Origin of the sequence: Limosilactobacillus sp., assembly GCF_022651205.1 — a bacterium.
Lineage (GTDB): Bacteria > Bacillota > Bacilli > Lactobacillales > Lactobacillaceae > Limosilactobacillus.
Genome location: NZ_JALCQI010000021.1, coordinates 1 through 26,047, shown reverse-complemented (window position 1 = coordinate 26,047; position 26,047 = coordinate 1). Strand labels below are relative to the sequence as shown.

The 26,047-nt window shown below is 41.7% G+C and carries 24 protein-coding genes; all 24 read left to right on the top strand.

The genetic code is table 11. From position 1 onward, the window contains the following. A partial coding sequence (locus LKJ51_RS05420; protein WP_291980156.1) for a methyltransferase domain-containing protein occupies positions 1–665 on the top strand: 665 nt, incomplete at its 5' end. A 19-nt stretch (positions 666–684) separates the two neighbouring features. Next, complete coding sequence (locus tag LKJ51_RS05415) at positions 685–1,425, top strand: Stp1/IreP family PP2C-type Ser/Thr phosphatase (protein WP_291979543.1); 741 nt, start codon at positions 685–687, stop codon at positions 1,423–1,425. A 2-nt stretch (positions 1,426–1,427) separates the two neighbouring features. Continuing rightward, a complete protein-coding gene (pknB, locus tag LKJ51_RS05410) occupies positions 1,428–3,329 on the top strand; it encodes a Stk1 family PASTA domain-containing Ser/Thr kinase (protein ID WP_291979542.1) in 1,902 nt (633 codons plus the stop codon). Positions 3,330–3,341: 12 nt separating this feature from the next. Further along, on the top strand, positions 3,342–4,226 hold the full coding sequence (gene rsgA, locus LKJ51_RS05405) for a ribosome small subunit-dependent GTPase A (protein WP_291980155.1): 885 nt from the start codon (positions 3,342–3,344) through the stop codon (positions 4,224–4,226). Between the two features lie 12 nt (positions 4,227–4,238). Beyond that, on the top strand, positions 4,239–4,892 hold the full coding sequence (gene rpe, locus LKJ51_RS05400) for a ribulose-phosphate 3-epimerase (RefSeq protein WP_291979128.1): 654 nt from the start codon (positions 4,239–4,241) through the stop codon (positions 4,890–4,892). Positions 4,893–4,951: 59 nt separating this feature from the next. After that, positions 4,952–5,608: a thiamine diphosphokinase gene (locus tag LKJ51_RS05395; protein WP_291979127.1), complete on the top strand. Its 657-nt coding sequence runs from the start codon at positions 4,952–4,954 to the stop codon at positions 5,606–5,608. A gap of 129 nt (positions 5,609–5,737) precedes the next feature. Continuing rightward, positions 5,738–5,923 carry a 50S ribosomal protein L28 gene (gene rpmB / locus LKJ51_RS05390; RefSeq protein WP_003713527.1) on the top strand — a complete coding sequence of 62 codons (186 nt, stop codon included), beginning with the start codon at positions 5,738–5,740 and terminating at the stop codon, positions 5,921–5,923. Between the two features lie 204 nt (positions 5,924–6,127). Further along, positions 6,128–6,490 carry an Asp23/Gls24 family envelope stress response protein gene (locus tag LKJ51_RS05385; RefSeq protein ID WP_291979126.1) on the top strand — a complete coding sequence of 121 codons (363 nt, stop codon included), beginning with the start codon at positions 6,128–6,130 and terminating at the stop codon, positions 6,488–6,490. A 25-nt stretch (positions 6,491–6,515) separates the two neighbouring features. After that, complete coding sequence (locus LKJ51_RS05380; protein ID WP_291979124.1) at positions 6,516–8,222, top strand: DAK2 domain-containing protein; 1,707 nt, start codon at positions 6,516–6,518, stop codon at positions 8,220–8,222. An 87-nt stretch (positions 8,223–8,309) separates the two neighbouring features. Continuing rightward, the gene (recG, locus tag LKJ51_RS05375) at positions 8,310–10,346 is read left to right on the top strand and encodes an ATP-dependent DNA helicase RecG (protein WP_291979132.1); all 2,037 of its coding nucleotides are present in this window, start codon (positions 8,310–8,312) and stop codon (positions 10,344–10,346) included. Between the two features lie 13 nt (positions 10,347–10,359). After that, a complete protein-coding gene (gene plsX, locus LKJ51_RS05370) occupies positions 10,360–11,367 on the top strand; it encodes a phosphate acyltransferase PlsX (protein ID WP_291979123.1) in 1,008 nt (335 codons plus the stop codon). 58 nt (positions 11,368–11,425) lie between these two features. Beyond that, positions 11,426–11,680, top strand: coding sequence for an acyl carrier protein (acpP, locus tag LKJ51_RS05365; protein WP_003717350.1), 255 nt, complete (start codon positions 11,426–11,428; stop codon positions 11,678–11,680). 82 nt (positions 11,681–11,762) lie between these two features. Beyond that, the gene (gene rnc, locus LKJ51_RS05360; RefSeq protein ID WP_291979130.1) at positions 11,763–12,464 is read left to right on the top strand and encodes a ribonuclease III; all 702 of its coding nucleotides are present in this window, start codon (positions 11,763–11,765) and stop codon (positions 12,462–12,464) included. 5 nt (positions 12,465–12,469) lie between these two features. Beyond that, a complete protein-coding gene (gene smc / locus LKJ51_RS05355) occupies positions 12,470–16,033 on the top strand; it encodes a chromosome segregation protein SMC (RefSeq protein WP_291979122.1) in 3,564 nt (1,187 codons plus the stop codon). A gap of 16 nt (positions 16,034–16,049) precedes the next feature. Further along, positions 16,050–17,450 (top strand): signal recognition particle-docking protein FtsY, encoded by a 1,401-nt coding sequence (ftsY, locus tag LKJ51_RS05350; protein ID WP_291979121.1) that lies wholly within the window; start codon positions 16,050–16,052, stop codon positions 17,448–17,450. Between the two features lie 18 nt (positions 17,451–17,468). Then, positions 17,469–17,810, top strand: a complete 342-nt coding sequence (locus tag LKJ51_RS05345) for a putative DNA-binding protein (protein WP_291979120.1) — start codon at positions 17,469–17,471, stop codon at positions 17,808–17,810. 3 nt (positions 17,811–17,813) lie between these two features. Next, complete coding sequence (ffh, locus tag LKJ51_RS05340; RefSeq protein WP_291979119.1) at positions 17,814–19,268, top strand: signal recognition particle protein; 1,455 nt, start codon at positions 17,814–17,816, stop codon at positions 19,266–19,268. Between the two features lie 315 nt (positions 19,269–19,583). Beyond that, the gene (locus tag LKJ51_RS05335; RefSeq protein WP_291979118.1) at positions 19,584–22,142 is read left to right on the top strand and encodes a YSIRK-type signal peptide-containing protein; all 2,559 of its coding nucleotides are present in this window, start codon (positions 19,584–19,586) and stop codon (positions 22,140–22,142) included. A gap of 83 nt (positions 22,143–22,225) precedes the next feature. Further along, positions 22,226–22,501, top strand: coding sequence for a 30S ribosomal protein S16 (rpsP, locus tag LKJ51_RS05330; RefSeq protein ID WP_003717360.1), 276 nt, complete (start codon positions 22,226–22,228; stop codon positions 22,499–22,501). Positions 22,502–22,513: 12 nt separating this feature from the next. Next, positions 22,514–22,774 carry a KH domain-containing protein gene (locus LKJ51_RS05325; RefSeq protein ID WP_291979117.1) on the top strand — a complete coding sequence of 87 codons (261 nt, stop codon included), beginning with the start codon at positions 22,514–22,516 and terminating at the stop codon, positions 22,772–22,774. 57 nt (positions 22,775–22,831) lie between these two features. Then, complete coding sequence (gene rimM / locus LKJ51_RS05320; RefSeq protein ID WP_291979116.1) at positions 22,832–23,341, top strand: ribosome maturation factor RimM; 510 nt, start codon at positions 22,832–22,834, stop codon at positions 23,339–23,341. Further along, positions 23,341–24,099: a tRNA (guanosine(37)-N1)-methyltransferase TrmD gene (trmD, locus tag LKJ51_RS05315; RefSeq protein ID WP_291979115.1), complete on the top strand. Its 759-nt coding sequence runs from the start codon at positions 23,341–23,343 to the stop codon at positions 24,097–24,099. The genes rimM and trmD overlap by 1 nt, the downstream gene beginning before the upstream one ends. Before the next feature lie 12 nt (positions 24,100–24,111). Next, entirely contained in the window at positions 24,112–25,548 is a 1,437-nt protein-coding gene (locus LKJ51_RS05310; RefSeq protein WP_291979114.1) for an APC family permease, read from the top strand. A gap of 113 nt (positions 25,549–25,661) precedes the next feature. Continuing rightward, positions 25,662–26,021 carry a 50S ribosomal protein L19 gene (gene rplS / locus LKJ51_RS05305; RefSeq protein ID WP_056974551.1) on the top strand — a complete coding sequence of 120 codons (360 nt, stop codon included), beginning with the start codon at positions 25,662–25,664 and terminating at the stop codon, positions 26,019–26,021. The last annotated feature ends 26 nt before the right edge of the window (positions 26,022–26,047 follow it).

Below are 26,047 nucleotides of genomic sequence, written 5' to 3'. Positions count from 1 at the left end.
TATTACGAAACGGTACGATCACGATTCAAGATGAGAGTGCCATGCTAGCCGTTGAGAGTATGGACTTGCAACCACAGTTTAAGGTCTTAGATGCATGTGCGGCACCAGGTGGAAAGACGGTTCAAATTGCGGAACGACTTTCTGCCGACCGTGGTGGACAAGTAGTTGCCCTTGATATTCATAAGCATAAGGTCCGGCTGATTAAAAAGAATGCCCTTCGAATGGGGGTTAATAATGTCGTATCCCCAGTAGCTCTTGATGCACGAAAAGTTGCAGAAAAATTTTCTGATGATGAATTTGACCGGATCCTTGTTGATGCTCCTTGCAGTGGAATCGGCTTATTACGGCGAAAACCAGAGATTCGCTATACAAAAACACCTCATGATAGTCAAAATTTGCATAAAATTCAGTTAGCAATTTTAGATGCAGTTGCCCCAAAAGTAAAAAAAGGCGGTATAATTACATTTAGCACGTGTACGATTCTGCAGGAAGAAAATGAACAGACTGTTCGTGAATTTCTTCAGAAACATCCAGATTTTAAACTGGAAAGAACAAAAACCGCGCGTGCTCTTAAGGACGATCGAGCTACGGCAACCTTAACAATATTGCCGAGTGATTACGGTTCCGACGGCTTCTTTATTAGTAGCCTTAAGCGAAATCTGTAGAAGGGAAAAAGCATTGTCTATGAAAATTGCTTATCAAACAGATATTGGTCATCTGCGAAAGGAAAATCAGGATCGGGTAGCTAAATTTGCCGCTCCGGATGGTACTCTCTTGGTGGTTGTCGCTGATGGAATCGGTGGAAGTCGGAGTGGCGATGTTGCTGCTCAAATGACTGTTGATCACCTTGGTCGTCAATTTAAAGCGGCCTCACCAAATTCATCATTGGAAGCAATCCGGTGGTTCGCACGTGAGGTCCAATTAATCAATGACGAAATCTTAAAAAAATCAAAAGAGAACCCAAAGTATCAGGGAATGGGTACTACTTTAGTTGCATCAATTATTTTTAAGAATGCAATGGTAGTAGCTAATATTGGTGATAGTCGGGGATATGTTCTTCATGATGGCCTATTAACACAGGTAACAATTGATCACTCCTTAGTTAATGAGCTGGTCAAACATGGTGACATTACGGAAGAAGAAGCCCAAAATTATCCACAAAGCAACATTATTACCCGGGCAATTGGGGCATCAGCGGATGCAAGAATCGAAGTTAATCGCTTTGAGATTTCAGCTGGTGACCAGGTTTTATTGTGCTCTGATGGCCTTTCAAAAATGATTACTCGTGAACAACTGATGGAAGTATTGAAGTCAGAACTTCCTGTTGCTGATAAGTGTTCACGGCTAGTTAAAATGGCTAATGAGGCTGGTGGACCAGATAATATCACTGTCCTGATAGGGTTAGCAGAAAACCAGGAGGGATAGCAATGAATCCTGGATATAAAATCGGTCAACGATACAGGATTATTCGCACGCTTGGTGAAGGCGGAATGGCGAATGTTTATTTAGCACATGATGAAGTCCTTGATCGCGAAGTATCTGTTAAGCTGCTTCGTCTTGATTTAAGGGATGATCCGAATACACAACGACGCTTTGAACGTGAAGCAATGGCGGCAACGCAATTAAATGATCCCCACATAGTTGGTGTTTATGACATTGGTGAAGACCATGGGATGCAGTTTATGGTCATGCAGTATGTTAAAGGAACAGATCTCAAGGCGTATATTAAGAAAAATTTCCCGATTCCGTTACCACAAGTAGTGGACATTATGGAGCAAGTTCTATCTGCGGTGCAAACAGCCCATGATCACGGAATCATCCACCGGGATTTAAAGCCGCAAAATATTTTAATTGACGAGAATAAGGATGTTAAGATTACTGATTTTGGTATTGCCGTTGCGGCATATCAGGATTCACTAACCCAAACCAACACGTTAATGGGATCTGTCCATTATCTTTCTCCTGAACAGGCTCGTGGCAGTATCGCTACCAAACAGTCTGATATTTATTCATTGGGGATTATCCTGTATGAATTATTAACAGGGGAAGTTCCTTTTGAGGGCGAAACAGCTGTTTCAATTGCCTTGAAGCACTTTAAGGAGAATATTCCTTCGGTTCGCGACTTTAACAAGGATATTCCTCAATCATTGGAGAATGTTGTGATTAAAGCAACTGCTAAGGACCCAGCTGATCGTTATCAGTCTGCGGCAGCAATGGCAGCAGATTTAAAGACAGCTTTGGATCCGAGTAGACAAAGTGAATCACGGCTTGAATTTAATACTGAAGATGATGGTGAGACAAAAGTAATTGAATTACCGAGCCATCGAAATAAGAAGGAAGAATCGGACAAACAGGACCAATCTACCGATGAACCCCAAACTTTTTGGCATTATTACAAAAAGTATATTTGGTCGGGAATCGGCGCCTTAGCATTGATCGTTGTTTGTGTTGGCGGTTGGTGGTTTTTCGGTCGAACCGTTGTAATGCCCGATGTTGAGGGACAAGCCGCGGTAAAGGCTGAACAAACACTTCGTAAACATAACTTACGGGTTGGCAATATAACCAGGACTTATGACTCAACCGTGCCAAAGAATCACGTGATCAGTAGCTCGCCAGATGGTAGTGATAAGGCTCGCGTTAATAGTTACGTTAATTTAAAGGTTAGTCAGGGCGTTAAACAAATGGTAATGGCAGATTATGTTGGCTCTGATTATAGTGAAGTTGCAAAAACGCTTCGTGCAAAAGGTTTTCGCGTTGAAAAAGTAAATGTTCATTCTGAAACTGTTGATCCTGGCCAAATCATAAAGCAGAATTATGCAAAGGGAAAAACAGTTGCTACAGCAAACAAGACGATCCGGTTTAAGGTTAGTGCTGGTAAAGCCCAGATTAAAATCCCTAATTTTAAAAATCAGGATATCAGTGTTGTACAAAAATTTGCTAATGAGCATAACTTGCAACTAACAACCCAAGAAAAGACTTCAAAGACGGTCGCAACTAACCATATCATCGCTCAAACTCCAAAGGCAGGTTCAACCTTAGGACGTGGTGATACATTAACGGTGACCGTTGCCAATTCGGGTAATGAGACCAAAACTACCAATATCCAGATCAATATTCCGTTTGATGGTAATGGTGGTCAACATGAAAACCGTGTTCAGGTTTACATTAAGGATGCTCAGCATAATCTAACCATGCAGTACCAAGATATTACGATTAACCAAGAAACAACAATTAACGTTCCATTTACTCTCCGTCAGGGTGAAATGGGGGCTTATCGGGTTGTCCGTAACGGACGAACGATTATGAGTGCAACAAACATTACCGCATAAGGGAGGCTAAAGGTGAAACAAGGAATAATTCAACAATCATTGAGTGGCTTTTATGATATTTTGTCTGATGGTGAAATATACCGGACACGGGCCCGAGGAAATTTTCGCGCAAAAAGGATTAAACCAATTGTAGGTGATCGAGTAGAGTTTGCTGATGGCTACTTACTACGGGTTTTGCCACGAAAGAATGAATTAGTGCGTCCACCAGTAGCAAATGTTGATACTGCGGTTGTTGTAACTGCCGTAAAGGAGCCGGTGTTTTCAGCTAATTTATTGGATCGCCAGTTAATTGCATTGGAAGCACAGCGGATTACTCCAATAATTTACTTTTCCAAAACTGATCTTTTAACTAATGATGAGTACCTGGAACTGAAGGAAGTTGCTGATAACTACCGAGAGATTGGCTATCAAGTATTCTTTAGTCAGAAAGCATTTGCTGATGAACAATTAACTCACCTTAAATCACTTTTACAGGGGCAAATCGTTACAATGATGGGACAAACGGGTGCTGGAAAGTCAACCCTACTTAACCATTTAGCTCCTGAATTAGATCTTGCAACGGGAGAAATTTCGACAGCACTAAAACGTGGTCGTCACACGACCCGAAAAGTTAGCTTGCTAAATGTAGCCGGAGCATGGATTGCTGATACTCCAGGATTTTCTTCTTACGAGACTTTTGAAATGACAGTTGAGGAATTGCCAAACTTTTTCCCAGAGATGAAAAAAATATCTGGGGAATGCAAATTTAGGGGTTGTCTTCACCTAAAAGAGCCAAAATGTGCGGTTAAAGATGCAGTTAAAAATGGTATAATCATGAAAAGCCGGTATGATAATTATGTTCAATTCCATAATTTGATTGCTGATCAAAAACCAGACTATAGTAAGAATAAGAAATGAGGTCTTAGAAAGATGATTAAAGTAGCACCTTCAATTCTCAGTGCAGATTATGTTAATTTACAGAAGGATATTGAAAAAGTAGACAAAGCCGGTGCAGAATATCTTCATATTGATGTGATGGATGGTTCATTTGTACCAAGCATTTCTTATGGACCAGGCTTTGTTAAGGCAATTCGGCCAATTACAAAGATGGTTCTTGATTGCCACCTGATGGTTCAAAATCCAGAACATATTTTGCCTGCATTCATTGATGCTGGTGCTGACATCATCGGGGTTCAAGTTGAGGCAACTCAACATATTCACCGTGCGCTTCAAATTATCAAAAATGGTGGCGTAAAGGCGGAAGTTGTTATCAACCCAGGAACACCAGTGGCAATGATTGAACCTGTATTACACATGGTTGATCAAGTCTTAGTAATGACCGTTAATCCTGGTTTTGGTGGACAAAAGTTCCTTCCTGAAACTGTTGAAAAGATTGCCCAACTTAATCAAATCAAGATGAATAAAGGATATAACTTTGACATTGAAATTGATGGTGGAGTTAATAACCAAACCGTTGTTGATTGTTACAACGCTGGAGCAACAGTAGCCGTTGCCGGTTCATACGTTTATAATGCAGACGATCCTGCTGAACGTATTCAAGCCTTAAAGGATGCAACAAAATAAACTGGAAAAGCATCGAACGACAAAAGGTCAACGGTGCTTTTTATTTTAAGGAGAAAGCAATGCGATTAAACATTATGGTTGGTGGACCAGCTGCTTTAATTCCTTTTGGACAAGTTCAGGCACGAAAAAAGGAAAAGTGGCTTGGTGTGGATATCGGTGCAACTCGCCTACTTAAAGCAGGAATAATCCCAACAGTAGCAATCGGTGATTTCGATTCGACGAGTAAACAGCAATTTGAACGAGTGAAAAATTCGGTTGATCATATTCAACTTTTTCCACCGGCAAAGGATTTTACTGACACCCAGTTAGGAGTGAAGAACGCAATCGAACTTTATCACCCAGATGAGATTGCTATTTTTGGTGCAACTGGTGGTCGACTTGACCAGTATTTAAGTAATCTTTTCTTACCGTTAGAGAAAGATTTCAAAGACTACTTGGAAAAGATCCAACTTATTGATAAGCAGAACTATGTTAATTATTACTTACCTGGTGAACACACGATTATGTCTGTAAGGGGGTTTAAGTACCTGGCATTTGTTAACTTAACGCCAGTATCCGGCTTAACGTTAATTGACGAGAAGTATCCATTGACCAATTGGAATTCCACAATACCGTTCTGTTGGTCGAGTAATGAATTTACAGGCGAAGAGAATCATTTTAAATTTGATTCTGGAATCGTTGCGGTGATCAAGTCACGTGATTTAGTAGTTAAATAGCCTGTCAAGGAAAATTACTTGAAAGAAAACTATTGCATTGTTATCCAGCCTATGGTAAATTGTTTAAGTGAGTTATAACGCAGATGCGTAAAACGAAAAATATAGATGAAAAAGAGGAGGGTACCACCAATGGCTAAAGATTTTATCAACGGTAAACGGACACGCTTTGGTAACAAGCGTTCTCACGCCCTTAACTCAAGTCGTCGAAGCTGGAAGCCTAACTTGCAAAAGGTAACCATTTTGGTTAACGGCAAGCCTAAGAAGGTTTACGTTTCAGCACGTACACTGAAGTCTGGTAAAGTGACTCGGGTTTAATTGAACAAAAAATAAGGCCGTTCGGTAAAGGATGGCTTATTTTTTTATTTAAAGATAGTATATGCCATTAACCATTTTTGATCAGGCGACTTTTTTCATTTTGCTTGCTATGGTATTATTAGTATGAGTTTTTAACAGTATGATTGCTAAAATGCTCATTTTAATAAATGAAGCATTGGTTGACCAATATAAGGAGGCCATATAATGGCAGTTAAAATTAAAACACAATCTGGAATAATTGATATTGATAATGATGTGATTTCAGCTGTTGTTGGTGGTGCGGCCACTGATAACTATGGTGTAGTCGGTATGGCAGGACGGAATCCTTTACGTGATGGCGTAAACCAAATCCTGCGTCGTGAGAACTTTAGCCGTGGAGTTGTTGTTCGTCAACAGGACAATGGTGTTGCTGTCGATGTTAATATCATTGTTGGTTATGGTACCAAAATTTCAGAAGTTTCGAAGAGTGTTCAATCAAAGGTAAAGTATAACCTTGAATCAATGCTTGGCATTACGGCAAACTCAGTTAATGTCTGTGTTCAAGGTGTGCGCTCACTTGAAGATTAATTCATGTTACTAGGAGGAAAGATAATTGGCTGTAACTGAAATTACGAATCTTGAATTTGGCAAGATGGTTCAGGCTGCTGCTAGTAAGCTGAGCAAGAATGCTGAATTTATCAATTCACTAAATGTTTTCCCGGTTCCTGATGGTGATACGGGAACAAACATGACATCATCAATGGCTAGTGGTGCTAAGTATGAACGAAATGCTAACAGCACCAAGGTAGGTGATTTAGCTGGAGCCTTAGCTAAAGGACTATTAATGGGTGCCCGTGGTAATTCTGGAGTAATCCTTTCACAGATTTTCCGTGGATTCGCTAAGGGCGCTGAAGGCAAGGACGTATTAGATGCTCACGACTTCGCTGATGCGTACGCCAACGGAGCTAAAGTGGCATATAAGGCAGTGATGAAGCCAACTGAAGGGACGATTCTAACGGTTGTCCGTGAATCAGCCCAGGCAGGAATGGACAAGGCTAAGGAAACTGACGATGTAGTCGAAGTAATGCATGCCATTTATGAAGCATCTACAGTTGCCTTAAAAAAGACTCCTGAATTATTACCTGTTTTAAAGCAGGTTGGTGTTGTTGATTCAGGTGGTCAAGGGCTTGTTAGTGTCCTTCAAGCGTTTGATGAAGCTTTGAGCGGCAAGGTTGATAAGGATGATAGCTACAAGCCTGACACTGCTGAAGTTGATGAGATGGTTAAAGCCATGGACCACAAGAGTGTTCAGGGTAAGCTTAATCCTGAAGACATTAAGTATACCTACTGCACGCAGATGCTAGTTCGGATTGGTAAGGGGAAACAGGTCAAGCAAAAGTTTGATTATGATACCTTTTATAATTACCTTGCCAAAATGGGTGACAGTTTACTAGTCCTTAATGATGATTCTGTTGTTCGGGTTCACGTCCATACTGAGCACCCTGGTGAAGTCTTGTCATGGGGTCAGCAGTTTGGCGATCTTCAAACCATTGAAATTCATAATATGGTTTGGCAACAAGAAGAAATTATGGAACATGACGAAGAAGAAGCTGAAATGTCCGAGAGCCCGATTGAAAAGGCTCGGGAAGCGGCAAAGCCTAAACCAGAAACTGCTGTGATTGCGGTAGCTTCAGGAGACGGAATTGCTAAATTATTAGAAAGCCTTGGAGTAACCCACGTTATTAAGGGTGGTCAGACAATGAACCCAAGCATTCAGGACATTGCGGACGCTATTAATGCCAGTGGAGCTAAGCGAGCAATTGTATTGCCAAACAACGGTAATATTTTCATGGCCGCTGATCAGGCAGCTCAAATTGCAGAAATTCCAACTAAGATCGTTCATAGTAAGACGATTCCACAAGCAATGACTGCACTCCTTGAATATAACCCAGAAGCATCCTTAGAGGATAATCAAGCCAACATGGAGGAAAACCTTACTGGGGTTAAGAGCGGTGAGGTTACTAATGCTATCCGTGATACTGAAATCGACGGTCAATCAATTAAGAAGGATGACTTCATGGGAATTGTTGATGGTAAGATCGTTGATACGGATCCTGACCTAAAAGAAGCTGCAATTAAAATGGTTAAGAAAATGCTAGATGATGATAGTGAAATCGTAACTATTTTGTATGGCCAAGATGGGGATAAAGAGACGGCTGAAGAAATCAAAAAAGCCGTTGAAGAAGTGGATGACGAATTGGAAACCGAGATTTATGAAGGTGGCCAGCCAGTATATCCATACCTTATTTCCGTTGAATAGCTTAAATAAAAATAAGAGTTGGATGCAGGACACTGGTTACCAGATGACCATCCAACTTTTTTCGTAGTATGAGAGGAGGGTAGTATGATGAAAAGTCTTCAAGATCCGGTTTCGGTTTTAAAAGGTGTAGGGCCGAAGCGGGTTAGTGATTTAGCAACGTTAAATATTGATACGATTGAGGATCTCTTAACCTACTACCCAACTAGGTACGACGACTTTACTCCTAACGATTTGGAAAATGTAAAGGACAAGCAAAAGGTAACTATTAAGGGGAAAATCGTTTCTGAGCCATTATTTAGTCGCTTTGGCTATCGACGAAACCGATTGAGCTTTCGTCTGCAAGTTGGTCAGCGAGTTATTATGGCGACGTTCTTTAACCAGCCCTACCTAAAAAAACAAGTTGAACTAGATCGGCAAGTTACCGTAATGGGGAAATGGGATTCCAGTCGTCAACAGGTAACGGGAACAAAACTTATTAGTACGGCAGGAACGCCAGAAAATGAGTTTGGCGCTGTTTATCCTGTTAATAAGCATCTCCGTCAGGGAACCTTAAAATCGCTAATTCGTCAGGCATATGATGAATACCAGCGAATTATTCCGACATTACTACCGATTCAGCTTCGCCAACGGTATCGGCTGATGGACCGACGGGAAATGATTAAGAATCTTCATTTTCCGGAAAGTCAATCGGTTGCTAAAGCAGCACGGCGAACAGCTACGTATGAAGAATTCTTTCTCTTTCAGTTGCGACTGCAAGCAATTCGTCAAGCACATCGTCACGAAGATGGTACGCGAATTTTGTACCATAATGATGAGGTTAAGGCCTTTATCGCCCGACTGCCATTTGAATTAACAAATGCTCAAAAGAAGGTTGTAAACGAAATTTGTCGTGATTTGAGGCAACCAGTGCAAATGAATCGGCTTCTTCAAGGGGATGTCGGTTCGGGGAAAACAATCGTTGCCGCAATCGCTATTTATGCAACGATTACAGCGGGTTACCAGGCTGCATTAATGGCGCCTACCGAAATTTTAGCAACTCAGCATGCTGAAAAATTAGCGAAGGTTTTTGCCGGGACCCATGTTCATGTTGGCCTTCTTACGGGTTCATTAACAGCAAAGCAGCACCGTGAATTGATAAATGCAATCAAAAAAGGCGATATTAACTTAATAATAGGGACTCATGCTCTAATTCAGGAAGATGTTGAGTACGCTAATCTAGGCTTGGTAATTACGGATGAACAGCATCGCTTCGGGGTTAACCAGCGGCAGCAATTACGTGAAAAGGGTGAGCACCCTGATGTTCTTGCAATGACCGCAACACCGATTCCACGAACCCTTGCGATTACCTCATACGGTGATATGGATGTTTCAGTAATTGATGAATTGCCTGCTGGTCGAAAGCCGATCGAAACTCGTTGGCTTAAAGACAAGCAGAGTAGTGATGCCTTAAAGTTCCTTCGGCAGGAATTAAACCAGGGGGCACAAGCATACGTTGTTAGCCCGCTAATCGAAGAATCAGAAGCACTTGATGTCCAGAACGCTACGGACCTTTATCAGCGATTGGCCAACTATTTTCAACCTGATTATCGGGTCGGCTTGCTTCATGGGCGAATGAGTACCGAAGAAAAGGATACTGCCATGAAGAAATTTCAGGACGGTAAAATTCAGGTTCTTGTTTCAACGACCGTTATTGAAGTTGGTGTTGATAACCCTAATGCAACCGTAATGGTTATTTACAATGCCGACCGATTCGGTCTTGCACAATTGCACCAATTGCGAGGACGTGTAGGACGTGGAAACCGCCAAAGCTATTGCTTATTAATTGCCGATCCAAAAACTGATGAAGGAATTGCACGAATGAAAACAATGGTTGCAACGACTGATGGCTTTAAGGTTGCACAACGGGATCTAGAATTACGTGGAGCTGGCGATGTCCTGGGCGCTAAACAATCAGGGCTTCCTGATTTTAAGGTTGGTGACCCAATTGGTGATTTGAAAATTCTTCAAATTGCAAAGGAGGATGCTACCAACCTATTAATAACGCCAAACTGGGACCAAATTGACGAGAACCAGCCACTGGTACTTTATTTAAAACGACACGAGCTAGAAACGCATTTTGACTGAGGAGGTTAAACGGATGAAAATAGCAGTAGATGCAATGGGCGGTGACAATGCTCCCAAAGCAATTATTGATGGAGTTGAAGAAGCACGAGACCTATATCCAGATTTAAAATTTGACTTGTATGGCGATCCAGAAAAGATCAAGCCAATAATAAACAACGAGGAACGTCTTAACATTGTAAAAACGACTGAGGAAATCTCAATGGGAGAAGAACCAGTGCGAGCAATTAGGAAGAAAAAGGATTCCTCAATTGTTCGAGCTGCCCGCGCGGTAAAAGAGGGGGATGCCGATGCATTCTTTTCTGCCGGGAATACGGGAGCGGTTCTTGCTGCCGGGATTTTTATTGTTGGTCGAGTACGAGGGATCGATCGTCCTGGACTGACTAGTATTCTCCCAATCGCAAAGCCTGGTGCAAAGCGACAAAACTTTGTTTACCTTGATACTGGAGCAAACGCTGAAAGTAAAGAAAAGAACCTCCTTCAATTTGCTTACCTTGGGAAATTCTATGCTGAAAAGGTCCTTGGGGTAGCTAACCCACGAATCGCACTTTTGAATAACGGTGCTGAAGAGGATAAGGGTGACAAGCTGCATAAGGATGTTTGGCAAATGTTAAACGATGAAGAGGAACTTAACTTTATCGGCAATGTCGAATCAGGTGATTTACTGTTTGGAAAGGCAGATGTAATCGTTAGTGATGGCTGGACAGCTAATGCAGCCTTAAAGGCAACCGAGGGCACTGCTAAGATGATGATGACACTAATTAAGGACGGCATCCTCAATGGTGGTCTTCGCGCTAAATTGGGTTACTTAATGCTAAAACCAGTCTTTCATCGGATTGGTCAAAAGATGAGTGCATCAACATATGGTGGAGCTGTTCTTCTTGGTTTGAAAGCACCGGTAGTGAAAACACATGGCTCATCCGATGCGACTGCGGTAAAAAATACCATTAGTCAGATCAGAACTATGCTAAAAACTGGTGTAATTGACGAGACCGCAAAATTCTTTGACCAAAACAATGAGTAGACAAGAGGGCAAAAAACGCCTAAAATAATAGCGAACTAATAAAGAGAGGTAACAATCAATGGCTGAAGATAAAAAGCAAGAAATCTTTAATAAGGTTTCAGAGATTGTGGCTGATCACTTCGATGTTGATCGAGCTAAAATTACTGATGAATTGAATTTAAAAACTGATTTAGATGCTGATTCAATTGACTTTGTTGAATTCGTTCTTGAGCTAGAAGATACTTTTGGCGAAGAGATTGACGATGAAGATGCTGAAAAGTTAAGTACGATTGGTGAAGTAGTTGACTACATTGCCGAACATACCGCTGATTAATAGTTATTTGAGGTCCGCGATGAAGGCTTGTGCTTTGTCGCGGCTTTTTTCGCATTTATAAGTTAGAAGAAAGGAAGTTTTTATTATTAAGGATTTACAAGACTACCTGGCCAAGGAATTTGATATTCATTTTGATAACCCTGATTTGCTTGCGGAAGCATTTACTCAGGCATCTTATGTAAATGAACACCCTCATCAAGGGCTTAAGTTCTACGAACGAATTGAATTTCTTGGCGATGCCGTGTTGGAATTAATTGTTTCTGAATATATTTACAAGCGGTTCCCTGAGCTGCCACAAGGGAAGTTGACTCGTCTTCGTGCTGCAATGGTATGTGAAGACAGTTTTTCCAAGTTTGCTAAGGAATGCCATTTTGATCAATATATTCGTTTGGGACATGGTGAAGAGATGGCTGGGGCTCGTCAACGTTCAGGTCTTCTTTGTGATATTTTTGAATCATTTATTGGAGCCCTTTACTTGGATCAAGGTCGGCCCGCCGTTGAAAAGTTTGTTCAACGGGTAATCTTCCCTAAACTTGATATGGGGTGGTTTGACCACGCAGTTGATGCTAAAACTAGTCTTCAGGAATTCCTTCAACGAGATGGCGATGTCGATATTGAGTATCATCTTCTTGAAGAGTCAGGAACAGAGAACGATCCAAAATTTAAGGTTAATGTTTCTGCCGATGGTGAAGTTATCGGTGAAGGAATTGGTTCTTCAAAGAAACATGCTGAAATGCAAGCCGCAAGTCAGGCTCTTAATAAACTACGTCAAGAAGGTAAGTAATCGCTATGCAGTTATTATCTCTAACATTGGATGGCTTTAAGTCCTTTGCTCAGAAGACGACGATTAAGTTTAAGCCGGGAATGACAGGTATTGTTGGCCCTAATGGAAGTGGAAAGAGTAACATTATTGAGGCAATTCGCTGGGTAATGGGTGAACAGTCCGCCCATCAGCTTCGTGGTGATAAAATGGCGGATGTCATTTTTAATGGTTCAAGCGATCGAAAACCACTCAACCGTGCACTTGTTTCGATTACCTTTGATAATAGTGATCATTACCTTGCTAGTGACTTTACTGAATTGACAATTACACGAAAACTATATCGTAATGGTGATAGTGAATATTTGGTTAATGGTCAGGAAGTGCGGTTAAAAGATATTACCGATCTCTTCATTGATTCAGGTTTAGGACGGGAATCATTTTCGATTATTTCCCAGGGACGAATTGAAGCAATCTTTAATGGTAAACCAGTTGATCGCCGTTCGATTATTGAAACTGTTGCTGGGGTTGCAAAGTATAAGAAGAATAAGGACATTGCTGAAAAGCGCCTTTCTTCTACAATGGATAACCTGAATCGGGTTAACGATATTATTGCCGAATTGTCTGGTCAGTTGGAACCCTTAGCTGATGAAAGTGCTCTTGCGGAAGATTATCTGGAACAAAAGGGGCAGTATGATCTTTTGGACCGGACGCAGACTGTTCGTCTTTATGATCAGACTAATAAGAAGTTAACTAGCCTAAAAGGGAAAATAGCAAGTGATCAGAAGATGGTTGACGATTATACCGCACAACTAGCTGAATCAACTACTGCTTTGAACCGTTTAAAAAAGCAGCAAGTTAATCTTCAATCAGAAAAGGATCAGCTCCAGTCAAAGATCCTGGCGAATACAGAAATGATTGGAAAATTGCAAAATCAGCAATCAGTATCGTCAATCAAGCGGGAGCAGCAACTTCAAGAGCGTAAACGGTTAACCAGCCAATTGGAAAGCTTGCAAAAGCAACAAGAAGAAGTTGAACAAAAACTAAACCAAACTAATGAACAAGTTCAATCTCAAAAAGAGGCCATTAGTACGCATCAGGCTGAGTTAACAGCTGCTCGACAGATGAGTAGTAGTCAGCGGATTCAGCATGTTACCGCAAAATTAGAGAAATTACGGGGAATGCAGGTCGATTTGATGCAGCAAATCACAACGTTGCAAAATCAACAGGCCTTTCTGAAGAGTAACCATGAACAAACGGTTAATGCTCAGCAGCAAAGTAATGCAGAACTTCAATCGGCACGTGAACGATTAAGTGACGTTAAGAAACAAAGTAGTGATGCGAAAAGGGCTGCAAAAGAGCAACAGGATCAGGTTGCAAGTTTTCAAGAGAAGTTGAATTCACAACAGGATCGCCAAAATCATCGTCAATTAGAGTACCAAGAAGCACAGCGTTCGTGGTACCAATCATTAGGGGATGTTCACTCGCTCCAGTCCAGGATCAAGAATTACCGATCAATGCAGGAAGAATATTCAGGATACTATCAAGGTGTTCAGCATGTTCTTAAGCAGCGTCAACAATTTGCTGGACTTGATGGGGCGGTAAACGAACTGATTACTGTGCCAGAAAAATATACGGTAGCAATTGAGACAGTTCTGGGCAGTCAATTACAGCAATTAGTAGTTGAATACCAATCAACGGCCAAACAAATTATCAAGTACCTCGTTCATCAACGTGCTGGACGGGTAACCATCCTCCCCCTTGATACTTTAAGCTATCGTCAACCCTCAACGATTTTTAACCAGCTGCAGTCATTACCTGGTTATATTGGGAAAGCGACTGATCTAATTGAATATGATCCAAAGTATGATATTGTTGCCCAACACCTTTTGGGTAATACGGTTGTCGTTGATAACCTTGATCATGCAACGGTAATTGCTCGGCAGGGTCACCACCGCGTTAGAATTGTCACTCTTGATGGTCAACTGGTTAATGCTAGTGGGTCAATGACCGGGGGTGCAAACCGTCACCAACGGATTGGCCTGCTTAGTCAGAAACAGTTAGCTGGACAACTTCAGACCGCTCTCGACAAGGAGCAGACCAATGCAAGCCAGTTAGAAAAGCGGGTTGTCCAGATACAGGCGGCTCAAAAGCAGGGTGAAGAGCAGTTACAAGAGCTTCAGGAACACCTTCAGGAAGCAACTGAAAAGCTTCATTCAGTGACTGGACAGCGACAAATTTTGCAAAGTCAATGCCAGGCACTTGAGCGACAGGTTTCGGCACTTGAATTTCAAGCTGATCAACAAGGAAATCAACATGCTGATTATCAACAGCAGGTAGACAAAAACAACCAGCAGTTAGCAAATTCACAGAAGCAGTTTGATACTAATAAGCAACAGATTGCCGAATTGCAGGATCAGGTTAAGCAGTTACAGAGTGATGAGTCAGCTCAGAGCCAGCAACTTCACCAGATGGAACAGTGGATTGCCGTGGCTAAAGAACGTTTGCAACAAGTTGAAAGTCGGCAACATGATCAGCAACGTGAGAAACAAACGCTTCAGATTAACGTTGATCACCTTAATCACCAAATTGAACAACTCAATCTGCAAATTAATAGTGATCATGCTGATAATGAATCTAATGAAACCGCGTTACAGGACGCTAAGGAACAGTTGGATTCTGCTAGGCAACAGTTACTAAACGCCAAGAAAAAGCTAACGCTGATTGATCAAAAAGTGACTACTGCCGAAGGAAAACACGATCGTCTCCGTGAATTATTAGCAGCAGCAATTAATGAGTTGAACCAGATTAAAGCTCAGCAGGTAAGGGAAGAGTCACAAATCGACAATTATTTGAATCATTTGAGCTCACAGTATTCAATGACCATTAGTGAAGCACGTGAGAAAATTAGTGATCTTCCTGATGAACAGTTAGCAATTAAATTGAAGCTATTAAAACGGGGCCTGGATGATCTGGGCGAAGTTAATACTGGCGCGATTGCCGAGTATAAGCGTGTCAAGGAACGTTATGATTTCTTGTCAACCCAGCAGGAAGACTTATTAGCTTCACGTGATCAGCTGACTAAAACGATGAATGAGATGGATGAACAGGTTAAATCAAAGTTTACCGAGACCTTTAATAAAGTTTCAGTCGCCTTTGATCAAACCTTCCGGCAAATATTTGCAGGGGGACATGCACGATTAGTCTTGACTGATCCGCATAACCTGTTAACAACGGGAATTGACATTATGGCTCAGCCACCTGGAAAGAAGAACCAACGAATGAGTCTCCTTTCAGGAGGTGAAAAGGCATTAACAGCAATTACCCTTTTATTTGCAATCTTGAAAGTCCGTCCAGTACCGTTCGCAATTCTGGATGAACCAGAGGCAGCATTGGACGAAGTAAATGTTCAGCGATTTGCCAATTACCTGAGCCACTTTGGAAGTGATGGCCCGCAATTCATTGTGATTACTCACCGAAAAGGGACGATGATGAATGCCAACGTTCTTTACGGGGTCACAATGCAAGAGTCCGGGGTTTCAAGAATGGTTTCGGTTGATGTTGTTGATGCATTAGAAGAACAAAATGACTAGAAGGAAGGCGTAATTTATGGGATTATTTGATATTTTTCGTCGTCATAAGAAACATGAAGATAAACAAGAAGAACAAAGTCAGGCGCCTAAACCTGAAGAGCAGGCCGATAGAGAAGTCACTAGTGATAGTGGAACAGAAATAGTTCCACAGAGTAGTGCTGATGAGGAACCACGTCAAGAAAATGTTAGTGAGGCTCAAGCAACTCCTTCGAGTGCAGAAAAGGTTGAACAGGATAGTAGTGAAACAGTCTCAGAAGCCTCAGTCGCAGAGGATTCCGCTGAGCAAACTACAGATACTTTAGCGGAGAGTGCAACGAATTCTGCTGAGGCAGTAGCAAGTACTGAGGAAAATGTCTCTCAAACGGTAGAATCCGCAGAATCAGAGACTACAAGTGAAGCTTCTGAACCAGCAATGGATGATGCAGAGGGAGATAGTGATGAGGCTAAGGAACCGACTACTGAAGTTGCTGAAGAAGAGACTCCAGAAAAGAAGTACGACCAAGGATTAGAAAAATCACGAACTGGTTTTGGCGCTCGATTAAACCGGTTCTTAGCTAATTTCCGTCATGTGGATGAAGACTTCTTTGACGATCTTGAAGACATGCTGATTGAGTCTGATGTTGGCTATGACATGGCAATGAAGCTTAGTGACGAACTCCGTGAAGAAGTAAAACTGCAAAATGCGAAGAGTAAGCAGGATGTCTCAAACGTTATTGTTGAAAAAATGGTTGAGTTATATGAAAAAGCAGGTAAGAATGAGAATCCTAACTTGAACTTTGCCAAGGAAGGCCCAACTGTAATTATGTTTGTTGGTGTCAATGGTGCCGGAAAGACGACGACCATTGGGAAGATGGCTGCCTTGTTTAAGGGTCAAGGGAAAAAGGTCCTTTTAGCAGCAGCAGATACTTTCCGGGCAGGAGCAACCGAGCAACTTGATGTATGGGCTAAGCGTGATGGTGTTGATATCGTTACCGGACCTGAGAATGGGGATCCTGCAGCAGTCGTTTTTGATGCCGTTCAAAAAGCCAAAAAAGAAAATTATGATATTCTTTTCGTTGATACAGCGGGTCGACTACAAAATAAGGTTAATTTGATGAAGGAATTAGCTAAAATGAAGCGGATCCTGACCCGTGAAATTCCTGATGCACCACATGAAGTGCTCCTTGTATTGGATGCAACCACTGGTCAAAATGCCTTAAATCAGGCTAAGTTGTTTAAGGAAAGTACAGATGTGACCGGAATCGTCTTAACTAAACTAGACGGAACTGCTCGTGGGGGGATTGTTTTGGCAATTCGAAACGAGCTTCACTTGCCAGTTAAGTATGTTGGTCTAGGTGAAAAGGTTGATGATCTACAGAAGTTTAATGCCAGTGAGTTTGTTTATGGACTTTTCAAGGGCTTAGTTGAAGTCGATTAGTTAAGGAGCTGCTTACCAATGGAAATCGAAAAGAATGAGCGAATTAATTCGTTGTTTGAATTTTACCAACCACTTCTAACGGAGAAGCAGAATCAGTACCTTGAACTTTACTATGCCGATGATTTTTCACTTGGCGAAATTGCTGAGAATTTTCATGTAAGTCGTCAGGCAGTGTATGATAATATTAAGCGGACTGAAAAGATCCTGGAAGACTACGAGGCTAAGTTGCATTTGGACGCTGAATTTCAGGCACGAAATAAGCAAGCGGATGAAATTCAACAATACGTGAAACAACATTATCCAAATGACCAGCAATTAAATGAGTTGGTTGGTCACTTGGAAAATTTGGAGGAAGAATAAAAGATGGCATTTGAAGGATTAACAGATCGTCTTCAAAAGGCGATGGAAAAGCTACGACGGAAGCCAAAGGTTACCGAAGCAGATTTTCGGGAAACAATGCGGGAAATTCGGTTAGCATTACTTGAAGCGGATGTTAACTTTGCCGTTGTGAAGGACTTCGTTAAAAAGGTCCGTGAAAAGGCTGCTGGTGCAGAAGTGTTGAAGGGGTTAAATCCCGCTCAACAAATCGTTAAGATTGTTAATGATGAGTTAACAGAATTAATGGGTGAAGAGGCAGTTCCGCTTAACAAGGCTGCCCATATTCCAACCGTTATCATGATGGTTGGTCTTCAAGGTGCCGGTAAAACGACAACTGCTGGTAAATTAGCATTACGACTCAAAAACGAAGATAAGGCGCGACCACTTTTCATTGCCGCCGATGTTTACCGTCCTGCCGCAATTACCCAGTTGAAGCAGGTCGCTGATCAGATTGATGTTCCGGTATTTGAAAAGGGAACCGACGTTGATCCAGTTGAGATCGTCCGCGAAGGGATGGAAGTTGCTAAGCAGAACCATAACGACTATGTGATCATTGATACTGCTGGTCGTCTCCAAATTGACGAACAGTTAATGGACGAACTGGCTAACATTAAGAAGTTGGTTAACCCCGACGAAATTCTCTTGGTAATTGACTCAATGACGGGTCAAAATGCAGTTAATACCGCTCAGGGATTTGATGACAAACTCGACATTACGGGTGTTGTATTGACGAAGCTTGATGGTGATACCCGTGGTGGGGCTGCCATGTCAATTCGTGCCGTTACCGGTAAGCCAATCAAGTTCGTCGGTGAAGGTGAAAAGATGTCAGATCTTGATGTCTTCCACCCTGACCGGATGGCATCACGGATCCTTGGAATGGGTGACATGATGACCCTGATCGAAAAAGCCCAGAAGGATTTCGATGAAGAACAAGCCCAAGCAACAATGGATAAGATGCGTGAAAACACCTTTGATTTCAACGACTTCTTATCACAAATGGATCAGGTAACCAAAATGGGACCATTGGAAAACATCATTAAGATGATGCCGGGAATGGCTAATAACCCTGCCTTGAAGAATTTAAACCTTGATCCAAAGCAATTAGATCATATTCGGGCAATCATCTATTCAATGACACCTGAAGAACGGGAAAATCCGGATCTGATGAATCCAAGCCGTCGTCGTCGGTTGGCAGCTGGTGCAGGTCGACCAATCGTTGAAGTAAATCGAATGATCAAACAATTCAACCAGATGCGGAAGATGATGAAACAGGTCACCAACGGAAACTTTAATGGTATGCAAAACATGTTTGGTGGCCAAATGCCAGGAATGCCAGGCGGTAAGATGGGACAAATGGCAATGAGCCATATGGCCCGGAAGATGAAGAAGGATAAGCAAAAGCGGATCAAGAAGCTCCGCAAGCTCAGAAAGCGTCACTAATTTTAGTAAAATCAAAGCTGATTAATTGATTACTAGATAAGTAATTAATCAATCAGCTTTTTTCTTATAATTATTATGAAAAAATTATTTGAGAATCGTAGTTTATTTAAGTGACGATAATTAACAATGAATAGGTAGTCGTCAATTAAATGTAAATAATTGATGATAATTCAGTGCTTATCAATTGATTAATTGATATTTTGGCAACTTGTCATTAGAAAGTTAGAGAGCTAAAATTGCAATGTCTTTCCGGAAACATGATAAGTCAATTTGCGGAGTGATAACGATTTATTATCCTACAATGGAGTGATGAAATTGGTTTCAAAGAATAATCAAAACAACTTTCTATGGGGAAAAGAAGAGCCACATTATGGGTTGCGGAAGTTAAGTGTTGGGGTTGCTTCGGTGCTTTTATCAACGGCTATTTTGGCAGGGATGAATACAAAAGCACAAGCCGCAACAGCTAATAAAGAAGCTAATCAGGAGATTGGTCAGGAACAGAAAACACCTGTTAGTAATTCAAACGGTTCAGTTACTTTGAGAACAGGTACAAATCCAGCGGGGCAAACCCAGCAATCTGATCAACAAGCCATTACGCCAACCACTCCAATTAATAGTCAGGTCGGTCAAACAATTAATGTTATTAAACATACCGTTACCGAAACAACTGGGGATAAAGCATCAGGAGAACGCGGTCAAACTAGCCTTGATTTAGAGATGAAAATGCTAGCTAATGCTGCACGGCAAATAAAGGCGGGCGACTACATCGATATTAAGCTAGGAATGCCATATATAACGATAAAAGGGAATAGATACACTTTCAGTTACGGTGCTGTAAATAATGAAAAGGACAATATTAAGCCTATCCAGTATCAAGGCCACACGATTGGGTATATTGTTCCTAGTGGTGATACCGAAAGCTATAAGCAATCGTCTCCTGAGACTTCTTCTACTGGAATGATTAAGTGGGATGAAATTGATAACGAGAATAAGGACGATATAAGTAACGCTGGAAGTAACGGTTATTACCGAATTATTTTTAATGATGTCTTAAGTAATTATTTAAGGAACCAGTCTGGGGAGAATGGCGATGTTGATATTAAGGCAAAAATGATTTGGTATAACATCAGTAGTAATGGTGACAAGCAAGTCCTTAAACCAAGTGAAACAATTACGCTTTACAGTGATGATGGAGCCACGAGTTATACGCCCCACAATGATCTTCAAATTGGTAACGAATCATTTAACAGTGGTATCCGTCTTAATGTAGTTAAAAGGAAGAGGGGCGGAAGTGATATTTCGGTAACCTCAAAGCCTCAAGCAATTGACCATACAGGTAATACTCCTGCACATATGTGGCGAAAGATAGATGGAAAAGAAACTTTACAAGTTACCGATAATCAATGGCAAGGTGTCGGTATTTCCTTAGCAAACTTGGGACGCAACTTTACGATTACGGTTACTAAACCGGCCTCAAACCAAGATGTAACAACTAGCTTTGTTAGTGCTGAGAATTTACAAAAAGCGTTACAAGGTTTAATTGTACCGTCAGATTCGAAAGTCTCTTCATACTTAGTAGATCATTTGACTAACAACGATAGTTACTATCTATCTGATCAATTCACTTACCAGAAGCCTAAAGTTAAAGTAACAGCGGTTGAAGATGGTAGTGATAAAGAAACGTACCATGTGGTAATTGATGATGATTATAAAGGGTTTAAGACTACGTCGGCTGGGGATGACGGCACTGGAAAAAGTATTAATCTATCTCCCGTTACGTTAATTACCTGGACCCCTACTATGAGGAACGCATTATTGCCTGAAGAAGGTATTACTAGTTCAGAAGAAGATACTAAAAAGGCAACCTATTTCAATCAGCAAAAAAAGAACTGGCTCTATGGGTACTCGATCCGCAACGAAAAAGTTCGTGATTATATGAACGGTCATCCTTGGCATGTCAATGTGGCGAGTCAGGGGAAGACTAATTACGATACCGATTATGGTTACTGGATTGATATGGGAACTGATTCAAAACCGCTTAATCAAGCAGCCGTTAATTCTATATTTTATGGAATTATTAGGCAAACGATCCACTATGTAGATGTTAAGGGTGACCAGATGAAAGATGATAATGGTAAACTAATTCCTGATAAGGTTCGTCAAGTCACCTTTACCAGTGATACTGGAGTAAGTGGTTCTTTTAAGACAAAAGAACAATTTGATGATATTGATATTCCTGGAGTAACTCATTATTCAACCTATCGAGGAAACAAAACTGACAATAAAGTAGTCTACAGTGGCAAAAGAATTTCGGAAATCGGTAGTGAAAAGCCATTTGGTTATCCTCATGATAACTTTGAGGAATACGTTGTTTATGTAAAGGATGAACCTAAGCCAGATCCACAACCAACGCCTAAGCCTAAACCGGATCCAAAACCTGATCCGACACCACAACCCAAACCACAACCGCAGCCAGTTCCAGAACCACAGCCACAACCGACACCCAAACCACAACCTAAACCAGATCCAACGCCAACACCACGTCCGCAGCCTAAGCCGGATCTACAACTAAATCCACAACCTCAACTCCAGCCGCAACCAGTTCCAGAACCACAGCCACAACCGATTCCGACACCGACTCCTCAACCAAGTCAAACTCCGACTCCACAGCCAACTCCACAAAATAATCCTAATCCTGGCCCAATTAAGGTAAAGAAGCCTAATACGGTATTGAGTGTACAGAATAAGCCAATAACTGAACAACCACAGTTACCACAAACTGGATCGGGACAAGATAAGGGGGTACTAGCCCTTGGTTTGGCTAGCTTGCTAACTAGTTTCGGCCTTGGAATGAAGAAAAAGAAAAATATTTAGCCTGTCAAGAAAAAATACTTTACATTCTTTTGGAAGACTGGTATATTATTACCTGTTAAGAAATTTATAGGGAGGTGCAAAGAATGTCCGTTAAAATTCGTTTAAAGCGTATGGGTTCAAAGAAGCGTCCGTTCTACCGTATCGTGGTAGCTGACTCACGTGCACCACGTGATGGTCGTTTCATTACTTCTTTAGGTACTTACAACCCATTGACCACTCCTAAGGAAATCAAGTTTGACGAAGATGCCATTATGGATTGGTTACAAAAGGGTGCTCAACCTTCTGACACTGTTCGTAACATGCTTCAAAAGGCCGGTGTTATGAAGAAGTTCCACGAATCAAAGTATGCTAAGAAGTAGTGATATTTAGTCATGACTGAGATCAATATTGAAGGGCTGATTCGTAGTTTAGTAACCCCGTTGATAGGGCATCCGGATGCTTTGTCAATTACCCAGTCTGAGGATGATCGTTTTCAACGATATGTTGTCGATGTTCATCCCCAAGATGTTGGTCGCCTAATTGGGCGCCAGGGACATATTGCTTCAGCTCTACGAACGATTGTTGAAGGAGCACGTCCACGACGCTCCAATTCAAAAAGAATTCGGTTACTAATAAATGATCACCGCCACTAAAATAAAAACTCCCACACTAATCTGTGGGAGTTTTTGTCGATTTTTGGAGAAATTTAAATGAAATTTTATAATGTTGGAAAAATAGTTAATACTCACGGAATCCGTGGTGAAGTACGGGTAATCCCGACGACTGACTTTGTTAATGAACGGTTTGCCAAAGGTGCCAAGCTCTATTTGGAAAGTATTGAAGGTACACCACTAGAGTTAGAGATCGAGTCTGCCCGTCCTCATAAAGGCTCAATCCTCGTTAAGTTTGTGGGCTACGATAATATTAATGATGTTGAAAAGTTTCGTAACCAGGAATTACGGGTTAGTGAAGAGGATCAGCAGCCTCTTGAAGAAGGTACCTATTATTACCATCAGATTATTGGACTAACTGTTAAAACGATTGATGGACGTGAATTAGGAACAATTAAAGAAATCCTTTCACCAGGAGCCAATGATGTTTGGGTAGTTCAGCGTCCTCATAAGGCAGATCTTTTGCTGCCGAAGATTGATGACGTAATTAAAAATGTTGATTTGGATAATGGGGTAGTTGAAGTTGAATTATTGGAGGGCCTTGAATAATGAGAATTGATATCTTAAGTCTTTTCCCGGATATGTTTCAAGCCACCCTTGGCGAATCAATTATCGGAAAGGCTCAGGAAAATGGTTTTCTTGATATTAAAGTAACCGATTTTCGAGACTATACGGATAATAAACATAATCGGGTTGACGATACACCATTTGGCGGTGGCGCTGGAATGCTTTTGCAAGCACAACCAATTTTTGATGCAATGGCTGCTATTGATAAGGAAACCCAGGATCAATATCCTAAGGGCAGGGTAATCTTAATGGATCCAGCTGGGCGAAAATTCGATCAGGAGTATGCTCAGGAGCTGTCTCAGGAAGAGCACCTTACATTTATTTGTGGTCATTATGAGGGTTATGATGAGCGAATTCGCAATCTGGTTACTGACGAGGCTTCATTAGGTGATTATGTCCTAACCGGTGGGGAACTAGCGGCAATGGTAATGATTGATGCTACTGTTCGTTTTGTGCCCGGTGTATTAGGGAATATGTCTTCACCAATGGGCGATTCCTTTAGTAATGGTTTATTAGAGTATCCTCAGTATACCCGACCAGCTGATTTTCGGGGAATGAAGGTTCCTGAAGTTCTTACTAGTGGTAACCACCAAAAAATCAAGGAATGGCGTCAACGTGAGGCATTAAAACGAACCCTGGAACGGCGGCCGGATCTCTTAAAGACGGCTAAGTTAACTCGTGAGCAACGAATAATGCTTGAAGATTTGAAGCTCGATCAGGATCCAAATGTACCGGACTAGAAAGGGGTTCAAATGAAGAAGTTTATTCAACGGTTATTATGGAAACAGGATCCAGAATTATATCGGAGTAAGGATGCTAAACTAACGCCAAGCCTGCGAACGATTGATTTAATTGGCCTAGGGACCGGGATGGTTGTTGGGACAGCAATCTTTACTCTTCCCGGAATCGTGGCGGCTGATCATACAGGTCCAGCTGTTCCATTAGCGTTTATTGTCGCCGCAATTGGAGCAGGTTTATCAGCGTTAGCCTATGCAGAAACGTCATCGGTATTGCCTTTTGCTGGCTCTGCCTTCTCGTGGATTAATGTTTTATTCGGCGAATTCTTTGGTTGGATCGCAGGTTGGGCCCTTCTTGCGGAATATTTTATTTCGGTTGCTTTTGTTGCCTCAGGATGGTCCGCTTATATGCAGGGATTCCTTGCTAGTTTTGGCATTAAATTGCCAGTAGCGTTAACGGGAGGGTTCAACCCACAAAAGGGCTCCTACGTTGATATCCTTGCTGCAGTCGCAATCTTAGCTGTGGGAATCCTAATTTCACGTGGTGTTCATCAGGTTAGCCGGATCGAGAACATCATCGTGAGTGTCAAGCTCCTGGTTATTTTAATGTTTATTGTGGTTGGGATGACAGCAATTCATCCACAGAATTATTCACCATTTATCCCACCACACGTTGCTGGAACAACTTTCGGTGGTTGGCAGGGGATCCTTGCCGGAACCGCCCAAATTTTTATCGCCTATGTCGGTTTTGATGCAATCGCAGCAAATACCGCAGAAACGATTAATCCGCAGAAGACAATGCCAAGGGGGTTGATTGGGACCCTTGTCTTGGGAACTGGATTCTTTATTGCAGTTTCACTTGTTCTTGTGGGGATGTTTAAGTACAGTCGCTACGCTAATAATGCAGAACCAGCTGCCTGGGCGTTACGTCAATCGGGGCATTACCTTACCGCTAACTTATTGTCGATTGTTGCGATTGTCGGAATCTTTTCTGCTTTAATTGCCATCCTGCTTGCATCATCCCGTTTAATCTATGCTTTTGGTCGTGATGGGCTGCTTCCACAGAGCCTCGGTCACATTGACCACAAGCATGTCCCTAATCGTGCGTTATGGATGATTACGTTTCTAGCCATGATCCTTGGCTCCGTTTTTCCGTTTACGTTTTTAGCTACTCTAGTATCTGCTGGAACTTTAGTTGCGTTTATCTTTGTCTCATTCGGGATCTATGCTCTTCGTCCGCGCGAGGGAAAGGATCTCCCGATGGCACAATTCAGAATGCCCGGCTACCCAGTATTGCCAGCAATTTCCGCTCTATTCTCGGCAGTGATTTTCTGGGGATTAAACGTCGATGCCAAGATCATGATGATCATTTGGTTTATGATTGGCCTACTCATCTATTTTGTTTACGGAATTCGTCATTCGATCATTAATAAGGAACATCAATCAAAATAACCCTTGAAAGGGAAGAGAAAACCTAGTATAGTAATAAATGGCTGTTTAGCCATAAGAAACGGTATTCCGCTGCCCAAGTTGGACATGAATGTCGGCGAAAGGATAGAATTTTTATGCGTCAAAACAAGTTAATCGAAAAGATTACTGCAAGTCAATTACGGGATGATATTCCAGATTTCCGTGCCGGTGATACTGTTCGGGTTCACGCCCTCATTGTTGAAGGTTCACGTGAACGTGTTCAGATGTTCGAAGGTATCGTTATCAAGCGTCACGGTGCTGGTATCAGTGCTACTTACACTGTTCGTAAGATTAGTAACGGTGTTGGTGTTGAACGTACTTTCCCAGTACACTCACCACGTGTTGCTAAGATTGACGTTCTTCGTCATGGTCGTGTACGTCGTGCTAAGTTGTACTACTTACGTGAACGTACTGGTAAGGCTACTCGGATTGCTGAAAAGCGTCGTGACAAGTAGCAATAGAGAACCCTTGTGTAGCAGGG